Raw genomic sequence first — 13,657 nt, forward strand, 5'->3', positions numbered from 1 at the left:
AAGGCCGCAAACTGTCATTTTAATTAATTAACCCAAAACAAAAGGAACAGTTATGAGAAAAATCTACTCGTTTCTACTGGTTACTTTAGTTCTATGCGGCATAGTACGGGCACAGAATCCCATTACTATGCAGTCTATGTCCGTGTATAACGCAGCTTTTTCTACTACTCTCTCGGATTCAATTAAGACAATCCAGCCATATGGTATGGATCTGGGTGTAAGAAGAGTTATTGTTGCGGATGCAAACAAGGACGGGAAGCAGGAAATTATTGCAACTGACTATTCCAATGGTGGAAGAGTTCACGTTATTGCTCCCTCAGAGTCAGATCCTTCAGTTCTCGAAGTGATCTGGTCCTCTCCTGCGTTATACAAAAAATCAAGCACTAACCCAACCCCGAGATTCCCTCAGGTTGGTGACTGCGATGGAGATGGAAATCCTGAAATCATCTTTGAACGTTACGGTGATTCAAGGATCGTTTTCTACGAATGGAACCCGGATACAAAAACCTGGGGATCAGATCCAAGCGGCGAACCCGATTTCTATATCGACGATGCCGGCTATAAGGCTGCAGGCTCACTTGAGGCCCTCAGACTTACCAGGGAAGATTTCCTTGTAAAGGATATCGACGGTGATGGCAAGAGCGAAATCATAGGCCATGGCGGATCTCCTGGAAGAGACGTTTATATCCTTGGTGTTGACGGTGATATTCCTGCTTCATTCGGTACTAAGGTTGTTATCGAAGGCGGCGACCCGACAAAAACTATGAACGGCAGAAACTGGGTCGGCGGTTCATACTGGAACACAATTCCTGCTGATATCGACGGCGACGGAAAGCTCGAACTCGTTAACCACCACTGGGATATGTACGGCTTCTGGTCAATCGACGTTAACGGTCACGATAGCTATACCTATCCTGATACCAACAATGTTAATAAGAAGTCGATCTATACTACATACGGCGCTGGCGATGCAGTTTCTTACTTCGGTGCAATTGCTGCCGATGTAAACGGCGACGGCAGAAAAGAAATCGTTGGTACCAAATACGGCGATAACTTCGATGTTGAACTCCTTAGCTTCACAAAAGCAGATACAGGCGTTTATATCTGGAAATCAGATTCACTCAGCAAGGCCAACAGAGCAGGCGTTATCGCTTCAAAGAAAGATCTTGCAGCTCTTGCCGGCAAGACTGCAGCTGAATTCTGGCCATGCGTAAAGGGCGACCTCAACAAAGACGGTAAAGATGAAATCTATACCGGCGGCGGCACAGGACTTAACCTGATTGCTATCCAGTACAAAGGCCAGGGCTCGCTGACAGATTCCAAGAACTATACTTCAAACCTCGTTTACACTGGTGCTGGCGGCGGCGTTTATGCTAAATACAAAATCTACCACGGCCAGATCGATACTATAATTACTGCTACAGATACTACTTATAAACTTAATACTTCAAAGATCGATACAGTCCGCGAGGAAGTTCCCTTTACATCTTATATCTTTGCTGACAGCGTTGACCTTAACCACAATGGCAAAATGGAAATCGTTCTTTCTGAACAGAGCGTTTACGACTCAATTACAGTTGAAAACTACGCTTGGGTAGACAGTCTGCACTCATGGGCCCTCGACGGCGCAAGATCAAAGATCATTAATCCTTACCGCAAGACTATCCGTGTACTTGAGTACACAGGAGCAACAGGCGTAAGGGATCAGAACTATTCTATAGTTTTCCCTGAAGACTATAAGCTCGAACAGAACTATCCGAATCCGTTCAACCCGACTACAACCATCAGATTTACACTGCCTATAGACAAGAAGATCTCTCTTAAGATCTACGATATGCTAGGCAAGGAAGTAGCAAGCCTGGTTCAGGACCAGCTCTACAAAAAGGGTAAATATGATGTTATGTGGAACGGCATGACATCAAGCGGACAGCACGCCGCAAGTGGCAACTATATTGCCAGACTCGTTTATGGAAACTATTCTCAATCAATAAAGATGACATTACTCAAGTAATTATTCTTGAATGCAGGAGCCGCGGATAAGTCCGCGGCTCCATTTTTTAAGCTTAGTATGCGGGAAAGTGTCTTAATATTCACATGAGGCTTTAATGAAAATTAGAAATTTACTTACTCTTTTGATTTTTCTAAGTTTTGCAGTAACAGGCAGCCTGTATTCGCAATCCACCGGCAAGATCATGGGTAAAGTACAGGACAAGGCTACCGGCGAGGCTGTGCCTTTTGCAAACGTTGTCCTGGAAGGTACCTCGCTCGGTGCGGCTACAGATGCCGATGGAAACTTTGTTGTGCTGAATATCCCTCCGGGACTTTACAGCGTGACCGCATCTTATATCGGTTACCAGAAAACAACCGTTAAAGATGTCAGAGTTAATGTGGGCTTTACAACAAGGCTCGAAATCGGCCTTTCTTCGGGTGAAATTACTCTGGGCGCGGTTGTCGTTCAGGGCGAAAGAAACCCTCTTATAAGGCAGGATCTTACAAACCCTACAGTGGCTATTACTTCGGAATCGATCCAGGTTCTCCCTGTAGATAATATTACAGACGTTATTAAATTACAGGCCGGCGTTGTTACAGGTGATGATGGAAGTATTCACGTCAGAGGCGGCTATGGCAATGAAGTTGCTTATTCTTTAAATGGCCTTTCAATGAACGACCCTTATGGAAACAGCAGATCCGTCGGCATTGCAACAAATGCCGTGCAGGAAGTTTCCGTTTCAACAGGTACATTCAGCGCCGAATTCGGCAATGCCCTTTCAGGCGTTGTTAACTACATTACTAAAGAAGGAAGCGATAAGTATTCCTTCAGCGTGAGAGGTTACGCAGGTGATTATGTTACAAGCAGAAAAGATCTGTTTTATAACCTCGACAAGATCGATCCGATGAACCGCGGCAGGGCGGAAGCCACCTTGGGCGGACCTGTTCCTTTCCTCGGCGGAACGAACTTCTTCATCTCAGGTATATTTGAAAACTTTAAGGGTTCCTATTACGGAATCAGAAAATACAACACTACGGACTCTTATCTTTCACCTGACAACTTTAAATCAACTGACCCCAGGTATGGAAGTGCCACAAAGGCTTATTTCTTTAATCCTTATACCACGGGCAGTAACGGTTTACCAACAGGTGACGGTGCAATTGTTCCGATGAACCCGTCTGAGAGCTGGAACATCCAGGGCAACATCAGCCACAGGTTCGGTCCGCTCTTCAAAGTAAAATATGAACTGGTGCTCGATAAGGGGCAATCGAAATCTTTCGACAGGGACTATAAGTACAATCCTGACGGAATCGGAACCAGCTACAGCAGCGGTTACATACATTCACTTGACATTACACACACTGTAAGCAAGAGCACCTTCTATACGTTAAAAGGTTCTTACTCATACAATCAAGGTGAATATTACCTTTATAAAGACTGGCAGGATCCGCGATATCTGCCCAGCCTTTACAGCAGGGCTCTTGTTGGTACGGGTTTCCTGACTGGCGGAACTGACAACGGTCTGTCTTTCAGACATACAAAAACCATGAGCCTTAAAGGCGACCTCGTTTCACAGATGTTCGGAATCCATGAGGTCAGAGCAGGATTTGAGCTAAGGAAACATGAAGTTGACAGGCTTGGCTATTCAATAGACTTCAAGAAACTTTCCAATATAAACGGCGTTCTTACAAGGACTTCACTTAACGTAAGCGACCTGCTCTATGCCCAGAACCTTACTCTCGTCAGGGATACCATACAGAGTGCTTCAACTTATAACAAGAAGCCTTATCAGATTGCTGCTTATATGCAGGATAAGATTGAGCTGGATAAATCGCTTATACTTAACGTCGGCTTGAGATATGAATATTTCGATCCGAACACACTTTATAACCCTGATATCTCTAAAAACCTGAGCGAGGCACAGGCCGGCTACATGACCGAAAACCTTCAGCCGGTTAAAGGCAAGCACATGGTATCACCCAGGTTCAGCGTTTCTTATCCTATTACTGACAAGGGTATAATCAGATTTTCCTATGGGCATTTCTATCAGATCGGTTCTCTTTCAGAACTCTATCTGAACGACAAGCTATACGTTCCAAACGTAGCTTCTGTTCCAACTTTCGGTAACCCGAATGTAAAACCGCAGAAGTCTGTCCAGTATGAACTTGGCCTTCAGCAGCAGCTTACTGATGACCTGAAGTTTGACCTTACAGGTTATTATAAAGACGTTCGCGACTACATCTTTACGCAGACTGTCTATACAACAAGCGCAAGACAGTATAACATTCTGACAAACCTTGCTTACTCAAACGTAAAGGGTATTACACTTTCATTCCTGAAAAGAAGGTCACCGGACAGCTACTTCTCAGCAACACTGGATTACACATTCCAGATAGCAGAGGGGAACAGAACATACCCGACAGAAGACCTTTTCTTCAGTGAAGCTTCAGGCAAACAGAGTGAAACTTTCCTCGTGCCTCTCAGCTTCGACAGGCCCCACCTGATCAACGGTACAGTTACTTTCTCAGACCCGGAAAGCTGGTCGGTTGGTATTATCTATAATATACAGACAGGTACTCCATATACTCCTGCTCTGCCGCCTTCGCTTTCACCGATCACTTATACACAGAGTTCAGCCCAGAAGCCTATGAACTGGAATGTCGACTTCAAGGCTGAAAAATTCTTTAAGCTCGGAAGCATAAGCTATTCAATATTCCTGCAGGTTGAAAACCTATTCGATACTGAAAATGAAAGATATGTCTATGCCTCATCAGGAAGAGCTTTGTCAAACGTTGAACAGACCTTAAACGCAATACAGTTTAATGAAATCAGAAGAAGAATCGCCAGCGATGCCGGAATGATTCCAATGTCTGAAATTGATAACTACTACAGAAGGTCTGAAAACTTAAGTTCTCCGCGCGAAGTCAGGTTAGGTTTCTCACTATTATTCAATTAGTATTTGTCAGAGGTATAAAAGTAATTATGAAAAAAAGTTTAATCTTAATTTTAACATACGTGCTGGCTTTTACCTGCTTTAGCTTCGCCCAGGAAAAAGACTCCCTAGGTAATTATAATCTGAAAAAACTCTCCCATGAGGATTACCTGAGGATCTTTGGCCCCATAACGGGCACAAAGCTGAACAAGGTTACCGGCGAAAAACGTGAAATAAAAGATATCGTAATAAAAGGTAACAAGATCACCACCATTCTTTACAATTACGGATCGATCTGTTCTCCTAACGCTATGGGAGGCATTAATGATCTTGTATGGAACGGCTTGGGCTACGGATTTGAATTCGGTGTCCTTGCTGGTGCCGAAGTTACTGACGTGGATGGAAATCCATTGCACATTGTCAGTGATTCTCACGTAAATGCCAAAGAGGGTGATTATGATTCAAAAGGCGAATTAAAATGGGGCTGGCTGCCAAAAAGCGGCTATTCAGACCCAAATCAGACACATATAGCGTCTCTGAATGCAGAGGATAAAAATGGCGACGGAAAGCCCGACTCATGGCCTGAAAGCTGGTTTTCAGCAGGTGCAGGAAAGTACCTGTGGCCGGCATTTTTAGGTGATATGTCAACCGCACCGGATGAAGAAGTTTATTACGTTATGGATGACTATACAAACTACGAATTCCAGGGCAAGTATGCTCCTTTCCAGAGTGACCCTACAAAGGGTGGTCTCGGCCTGGATGCTTCTGTAAGAATCCTTCAGTTCAATAACCCGATGGCCGAAGACATTATATTCTCGGTTTATCAGGTTACAAATGCCAGTGAAAAGGACCTCGATAATCTATACTTCGGTATGTACGGAGATCCCCACATTGGCGGTAACCAGGATTACGCTGACGATATGTCGTTCTTTGTCCCTCCAACAGGAGAAAGGGCAGACAGTTACGACCCGCGCGCAAGAAGCATGGTGTTTTCATGGGATTTGGATGGAATCGGTATGGGCGGAAAAAAACCGGGTTACTTCGGATGGAAATTCCTGGAATCACCATCCAGAGCTAACGACGGTTTTGATAATGATGATGATGGTATTGTTGATGAGAGCCCATTTAACGGAAAAGGCGAGTTTATAGACGGCGTTACCAAGCCTCTTACATACGGAATTGATCCGACTAAGGTTGAGCAATATACAAAAGTATATGGTGCTCCAAAGCCGAGATGGTCTGGCGATGAGGATGGCGACTGGGACGTGGCAAAGCATGACGTCGGTATCGACGGTATTGGCCCTGACTCCAAGAACTATCCCGGCCCCGATTTCGGCGAAGGCGACGGTATGCCGACACAGGCATGGTATAACGACCTGAACGGAAACGGCGTCCTGGATCCTGAAGAAAAAGGAACTCTTACTGAGGAAGCTCTTCCCGGCTACAAGTGGGCCGGCTCTGAGCCTAACTTCGGTTACAGGGACATTTCTGAATCTGACCAGATAGGTCTTACCGGCTTTACGGCGGCTACTTACTCGGCTGCAAACGCGCCGAAGGAAGACGAACTTATGTGGCAGTGGTTCACAAAGCCAGAAATCGATCCCGAACAGCCACTTCTGCAGAATGCCGGCGACAACATCTTCTGCTTCTCTACCGGCCCAATGGCACTTGCAAAGGGTGAGACACAGAGGTTCTCAATGGCAGTCATAATGGGTGAAAACCTTCAGGATCTCGTTCTGAATGCTGTAACTTCAACCAGGATCCTGGAAGCAGATTACCGCTTCGCTCAGCCCCCGGCAAAACCGATCGTAAAGGCTGTTGCGGGTGACCATAAGGTTACACTCTACTGGGATTCAAAGTCAGAAGAATCAGTTGACCCGCTGACAAGTGAGAAGGATTTTGAAGGCTATAAGATCTACAGAAGCCGCGATTATAACTTCTCTGACGTCTATAAAATTACTGACGCTAACGGAAACCCCTTCCTGGGCCAGCCGTTCTTTAATTCAAAGACTTCGACTTATGCACAGTGGGACCTTGTTGATGACTTCAAAGGTCTTGCTGAAAAAGAATATGACGGACGTGGTGTCAAGTACAACCTTGGATCTAATACCGGTCTTGTTCATCAGTACGTCGATTCAACTGCAGTAAATGGTATTACCTATTATTATGCAGTAGTTGCCTACGACAGGGGCTCTATAAACAAGATCACAAAGCTTATGGACCTGCCTCCGACAGAGACCCAGGCTGTAATTCAGCAGGATCCTCTTACAGGCAAACTCATGTTTGACGTTAACACTGCCCAGGTTACTCCTGGACCAGTGTCAACAGGAATGGGAACAGCTGAGGCCGGAGTAAACGGACTTCCAAAGGTCCTTTCCGGTAACAGCACCGGTTTGGTTACAATGAAAGTTCTTGACAACCTGTCGGTTAAAGATAAACTTTATAAGGTCGAATTCCCGGATACACTTTCTTACAATGTCCTCGACTCAACAGGAGTCAGCGTAAGCGTTATTTCAAAAGACACTGTGCTGGTTTCCTTAAAGAACAGCAACATTATCAAGGAAAGCGTACATGTATTCGATGCTTCAAATACCGAAGTTGATGCCTCGAAGTACAAAGTTAATCCTCTGCTGGGTCAGATTGGCGGCGCTTCTGCAGGCAGCCTGCCTAAGGGCAATGTCTTTACGGTTCAGTTCAGGTATTATCCTGTATTTAAGAGTACCTTCCTCAATTCTGAGGACGGTAACCCGACCTTCGACGGAGTCAGGGTTTTTGTTCAGAATAACAAGCTGGATGTTGACAAGAATGCTACAAAGTTCACTAACGATGATGCAGTGAATATAAAAAACGCAATCGTATATCCGACTATAGTTCCGGCAGTTAAGAAATATGTTAAGCTCGATTCCGATTATGAATTCACCTGGCTCGGCTCTGAACAGAATTCAAACGGAACCTGGAAAGCTTATGATTCCGTGAAAATGGTAGATGGGAAATATGCAAAGCTTCCGTTCAAGATAACGAACGTTACGAAAAATCTTCCTGCAAATATCTACCTCTTCCAGCCAATAAGCGGATTGGATAAGAATGGTCAGTTCGACTGGGGTGAATCCATAGTTCTCTTCGACGAAAAAGATACAAAGGGAGTTTACGGTTCATACCAGCTTACTTTCTCAATTGATACATCGAAGCACCCGACTGTATTGCCTAAGGCTGGAGACGTTTTCCTTTTGAAGACTTCCAAACCTTTCAAAAAAGGCGATGCTTACCTTTTCGAAACAAAGAAGGCCGAGTATTCTCCTGAAGACGCAAAACAGCAGATAAACGACATATACGTAGTTCCTAACCCGTATGTGGCTTATGGCCTATCTGAAAATCCCGGCCGTACCTCCACAAAACGCGGCGACAGGGAGCTTCAGTTCAGGAATTTACCTTCTAAATGTACAATTAGGATATATACATTAACAGGTGAACTGGTTGATACTATCAATAAAGATGATATGACTAGCACTGCATCGTGGGATCTGTTAAGTAAGGAAGGAATGAGAATCGCCTACGGCGTATACTTGTTCCACGTCGATATCCCCGGCGTAGGTGAAAAGATAGGTAAATTCGCTGTTATTAAATAATAATGTGGTTTAACAATGCTGTTATTTTATAACAGTATAATTACAATCTGATTTTTTTCGTGGGCGGAATTTTCTTCCGCCCCGGTTAAAAACAGAAATTCGAAGATACTAAATGATAAGAGAATTTTGGAGAAATCAAGCATGAGAAAATCACTTTACTTAATGATTTTACTTGCAGCCTTCAGCTTCGGCCAGGTAAATGCCCAGATCTTCAGGGACATTACCAAAGTCGGTACCACAGCGGCTCAGTTCCTGAAAATAGGTCCTGGTGCCAGGGCTATCGGTATGGGCGGCGCCTATACGGCTGTAAGTAATGACATATATTCCACGTACTGGAACCCTGCCGGTATTGCTAATTCCGAAGGGTCGGGACAGGTCGCCTTCAACCATACTCAGTGGCTTGCTAATGTGAGCTATGACTATGCTGCAGGCTCAATTAATCTGCCTGAAGTTGGAACCATGTTCGTAACACTGACCTCACTCGGCGTACCGGAGGAAAAGGTGAGAACTTTCGAAAATCCGGAAGGCGACGGCAGATACTGGGATGCAGGTTCTCTGGAACTGGGCTTCGGCTTCGCCAGAAAGCTTACTGACCGTTTCTCAATCGGTTTCCAGGCAAAGTACATCAAGGAAAGCATCTGGAATTCAAGTGCAAACGGCTTTGCCCTTGACGTCGGTACTTATTATATAACTCCTTTTAACGACCTCGTTATCGGTGCAAGCATTTCTAACTTCGGTTCAAAGATGCAGCTCGACGGACGCGACATACAGTTCAATATGGATCCTAACAGCGACGGAAATACTGGGCCGAATAACATACCTGCAAAATATGAAATGCAGGGCTATGATATACCTCTTAATTTCAAGATCGGCCTTTCTATGGATGTTATTAAAACCAGGTATATCCGCCTGAAGACTGCGGTTGATGCAACGCATCCTAACGACAATACTGAATACGTCAATGCAGGTGCTGAATTTGCATACGATGAAACATTCTTTCTCCGCGGCGGTTATAAGTCGCTCTTCCTCACAGACAGCGAACAGAGCTTTACTCTGGGCGCAGGCATTAACTATGAGGTAACCCCCGGATTTAAGATTCAGGTTAACTATGCATATGCCGACTTCGGCAGACTGAAGAACATTCAGTACATTGACCTTGGAATAAGCTTCTAAGCCAGATGTGACATAGAGAAACTAAAAAAGCGCCTGCGGGATTTCCTGCGGGCGCTTTTTGCTTTTAAAGGGGGCAAATCGTTATATTTCTCAGGCATTTCATGATCACTTTACCAATAACTCATTCAGGATTGAAATGAAAAATATTTTACTTTCTTTTTTGCTCCTTCCTGCACTCTTACTGGCACAATCATCTTCAAATGAACTCATCAGGGTTAAGGACCTTATTCCAGATATTGTGCTGGACCTGAAATACAACACCACTGATAACTTTACCCATCAAAAGCTTTATACAACAAATGAATGCTACCTGCTTTTAGATGCGGTAAAAAGACTTAAGACGGTGCAGGATAGCCTGAAAAAAATTACAAGCTTTAACGGACAGTCTTTTCCACAGGGCCTGGCAATTAAAATCTGGGATGGCTACAGGCCAAGAGCTGTTCAGTATTTAATGTGGGACATTTATCCCGATCCTTCATTTGTTGCAGACCCGAATAATGGCTCAAACCATAACAGGGGAGGTGCAGTGGATCTTACACTTGTAGACCGCGCAACAGGAAAAGAACTTAAGATGCCCACCGGATTTGATGATTTTACTGATGCTGCCAATCATAATTTTGACAGACTCATGCCAGAGGTCAAGGCCAACCGGGCTTTCCTTCTTAATATGATGGTTAACGTCGGGGGCTTCGATAAGTACGATGCAGAATGGTGGCATTATTCCATTCCGGGCGCAGCAACATATCCATTACTTGATTTTCAAATGAAGTAGAGAAAAGCCGATGAAAAAAATTATATTATTACTTCTATTCTTTACATGCAGGGCGTTTCCTCAGGGGGAATTCCTCGTAAATACAACAACTGATTCCACACAAAGAGCTCCCAGAATTGCAGGGCCTGACTTAAATGGAAATTATGTGGCCGTTTGGCAATCCTTTAATGAATCCAATGATATCTATCTTCAGAAGTTTGATAAGTATAATAACAAAACGGGTCCCGAAATAAGGGTTAATGATATCACTGACGGTGAGCAGGAGCGCCCTGCCGTTGCAATGAATAAAAACGGGAGCTTTGTTGTAGTATGGGCTTCAGGTGAAAACCTTGAATATATGTATGACATAAAGGCTAAAGTGTTTCTGCCTAATTCCTCTCCCTCGCAGGAATTCCTTGTAAATAAAACAAGACTTAACACTCAGACCTCTCCTGATGTGGCAATTGATGAAAATGGAAATTTTACTGCTGTATGGGAATCGTGGTTCCAGGATGGGAGCGACAGGGGAATATATGCCCGCAGATTTCTCTCCACAGGCACAGCTCAGGGGGACGAATTCCAGGTTAATACAACTACGCAATTCAGCCAGGCAAGGCCATGCATCAGATATTTTAACGACGGAAGATTTATAGTCTCCTGGGAGTCGTGGACTAACAGTCAGGGTTATGATGTTTATGCGCAGGTTTTTAATAAGGACGGCGCAAAAATTAATGGCGAGCTGAATATAAATACCACTAATTCAGACAATCAGTGGTACTCAAACATTGCCGTAAACAGTGATAACAGTTTTACCATCCTCTGGTGCAGCTGGGAGCAGGATGGTGACGACGGCGGCATATATCTGCAGCGCTTTAAGCCTGATTATTCAAAGTCAGGAGGCGAAATTAGGGTAAATGCCACTACAAAATATTACCAATGGCTCCCGAGGGCAAAGTACATGCAGGACGGCAAACTTGCCGTCGTATGGTCAAGCTGGCAGACGGACCTGAGCCGCGAAGGCGTTTACTATGCCGTGCTTGACAGTGAAAACAGGCTTCTAACCAAAGAAAGAAGAGGAAATTATTATTTTATAAGCTTTCAGTGGGAACCTGATATTATGATTACCAATGAGGGAAACCTCGTGCTTCTGTGGTCGACATGGGGCCAGTACAATAAAGATTATGACGTCGTGAGCAAATTCATTACTCCCCTTTACCCGGAAGAAGTCGTAAAGCCTTCGGCTCTTGGTCACCCGGAAGGACAATCCAGTACAGAACTGATTGTTCATGTGCTGGATAAAACGAAACTCACCGGCCACAGCTATGAGGCATCCTTCGACACAGTGTCGGGCAAATATCTCAGGATGAAGTTAAAGGACATTACCACTGGTTATTATGCAGGTAACGGCATTTTGTTTTCACTGGGAGAAAATGTTTTCTATATGACTGATGAGTTTGACGGCCTGGCAATTGAGATTAAGCCCAGATTCCGCCTGGAGCTTGATACATTAAGTGCACACGTTGTCCCTTCTTCAAAAACCAATGTCCGTTTTACTGCAGGACTTCCTAAGGTGGGATCCCCGCTTTTAAGCCCCATAGATGCGGCTATTATATGGGGGAAAACTGATACTCTCTCAGGGGGCGCCTACGCAAGCCCTTCTGATACGGCCTTGAATGCTTCGTCAAAGAAAGTAGTCCTTGTCCCGTTTAAGGCCTGGAGTATTACGCAAAATAAGAAATTGGACCTGCTTGTTATGGAGAACACGGCAACCAAAAACAACAGGTGGGATTCCGGCGAGACAATTATAATTCTGACTCCGCAGGAATACAGAAAAACCGCTTTAAATACACATGCGCAGCTAACTTCATTTCAGGGCACTCAAAACGTAATTATGCCCTCAGAAGGTGATACAATGTTTATCCGTACACTGAAACCCCTTTCAGGTAACGATAAATATACGTTTACTGCGCTTCAGGAAAATTTAACCCTTGGTGTTTCAGAAAGCGGAATGAATCCTAAGAAATTTGTTCTCGAACAGAACTATCCTAATCCCTTTAATCCTTCAACAACAATCCGCTTTTTTATGCCTGAAGATGGAATTGCTGAACTTAAGATTTACGACATGCTGGGGCGTGAGGTGAAGACATTAACAGAAGGATTCTTAAAAGGAGGAATGCATTTCTTTAAATGGAATGGATTGAACAGTGCGGGAACCCCGGCTGCTTCCGGAATTTATATCTACCGGATGAGGACGGGCAGCTATTCACAATCAAAAAAAATGATTTTGACAAAGTAGAGAAATGTATTTAGTTTTGATCAGGGCTGCCTTAAGTTTAACCAGTGCAGCCCCGCCACAATTTAAATAATGCTAAACTCAAAAACCGGTTAAGAAAATGAAACGTAAATTATTCATTGTTCTTTTTCTAGTTCTGACCTTCGGCTGCATGGGATGCATGCAGGAATCGGTCCTCTCAGACGTGGAGATTACAGATCCCACTGTTATCCGACCTGAAATAACGTTCGCTAAATCAAAAGAGGGTGGCTCAATCACCCAGTCTATCTACGCATGGATAAACGACAAGAACAATAATCCCGTTGAGCTTAAAAACGGGGGAGTATCCATCAATGGCAAAGCCATGCCGGTTAAAAATATGATGGGCCTTCCGTACTATTCAGGGCTTGATGTTGTCTCAGATATACGTCCGGGCTACACATATGACATCTCAATAAAGCTTAACGCAGAAAAAACGTATAATGCTTCTATTAAAATACAGGAAAAGGACCTTGCAACCCTTACGCTTCCTGCTTCTCATAACCGTTTTGAAGATATGAATATAAGCTGGACGGAAATAGACCCCAACAGGGAGCTTAAGCTTGAAATGCTGAACTATTATAAAAATAATAATCAGGAGACGACTGAGGCCTTTACGATGTATATCCCTCAGCAGAACCTCGCTGCGGGGAAGTTTTCCATCCCTTCAACTTACTTTCAGAGCACGCAGAATATTTTCAAGACAAGGATAACTTTAAGTTCAAAGGTAAGCGGCACAATATACGAGGGCTTCAGAAGCGGCAGCAGTATTGAATCCACTCTTTCGATTTCCAAAACCTGCCAGATATACTAACCGGTAAAAAAGATTCCTTGGAAAAATGGTCCTGGTTTTATATCAGGACCATTTTCTAAC

General features: G+C 44.2%; 7 protein-coding genes. All 7 read left to right on the forward strand.

All coding sequences use genetic code 11. The features are described 5' to 3' along the window. Positions 1-52: 52 nt before the first annotated feature. The 7 genes from HF312_02855 (at position 53) to HF312_02885 (ending at position 13,597) form a co-directional block, all read left to right on the forward strand. Positions 53-2,011: a T9SS type A sorting domain-containing protein gene (locus HF312_02855; GenBank protein ID MCU7519126.1), complete on the forward strand. Its 1,959-nt coding sequence runs from the start codon at positions 53-55 to the stop codon at positions 2,009-2,011. A 94-nt stretch (positions 2,012-2,105) separates the two neighbouring features. Then, positions 2,106-4,946, forward strand: coding sequence for a TonB-dependent receptor (locus HF312_02860; protein MCU7519127.1), 2,841 nt, complete (start codon positions 2,106-2,108; stop codon positions 4,944-4,946). A gap of 26 nt (positions 4,947-4,972) precedes the next feature. Next, a complete protein-coding gene (locus tag HF312_02865; GenBank protein ID MCU7519128.1) occupies positions 4,973-8,548 on the forward strand; it encodes a hypothetical protein in 3,576 nt (1,191 codons plus the stop codon). 141 nt (positions 8,549-8,689) lie between these two features. Further along, positions 8,690-9,721: a PorV/PorQ family protein gene (locus HF312_02870; GenBank protein MCU7519129.1), complete on the forward strand. Its 1,032-nt coding sequence runs from the start codon at positions 8,690-8,692 to the stop codon at positions 9,719-9,721. 136 nt (positions 9,722-9,857) lie between these two features. Further along, a complete protein-coding gene (locus HF312_02875; protein ID MCU7519130.1) occupies positions 9,858-10,493 on the forward strand; it encodes a M15 family metallopeptidase in 636 nt (211 codons plus the stop codon). 10 nt (positions 10,494-10,503) lie between these two features. Beyond that, complete coding sequence (locus HF312_02880; GenBank protein ID MCU7519131.1) at positions 10,504-12,768, forward strand: T9SS type A sorting domain-containing protein; 2,265 nt, start codon at positions 10,504-10,506, stop codon at positions 12,766-12,768. 97 nt (positions 12,769-12,865) lie between these two features. Next, entirely contained in the window at positions 12,866-13,597 is a 732-nt protein-coding gene (locus HF312_02885; protein MCU7519132.1) for a hypothetical protein, read from the forward strand. Positions 13,598-13,657 lie beyond the last annotated feature (60 nt).

The organism is Ignavibacteria bacterium, assembly GCA_025612375.1.
Taxonomy (GTDB): domain Bacteria; phylum Bacteroidota; class Ignavibacteria; order Ignavibacteriales; family SURF-24; genus JAAXKN01.